We start from the raw sequence: 205 nt of genomic DNA, 5'->3' as shown, positions 1-205 counted from the left end.
ATTGACGCTACTCATTTCGAGGCAAGAGATCGCGCTCATACATCCGATAAGAAAGAAAGGACAACACCGAAAAAGCGCGGACGCAAACCAAAAGCTGAGCGTGAACAATGGCTCAAAGAAAAACAGGCCGAGGAAGAAGCGCGTCCGATTTATGAAAAAGAAATTGTTCATCAGCTTTCTGAATCAGTGGAAGTGTTGTTGAATG

Annotated in this window: 1 pseudogene; it reads left to right on the top strand. The window is 44.4% G+C overall.

Features of this window, described 5'->3' with window-relative positions:
• Window positions 1–205 (top strand): annotated as a pseudogene (locus Q1A47_RS20800) (IS5/IS1182 family transposase); the annotation flags it as partial.

Origin of the sequence: uncultured Virgibacillus sp., assembly GCF_947495635.1 — a bacterium.
Classification (GTDB): Bacteria; Bacillota; Bacilli; order Bacillales; family Amphibacillaceae; genus Virgibacillus; species Virgibacillus salarius.
This window is presented reverse-complemented; position numbering and strand designations above follow the sequence as displayed.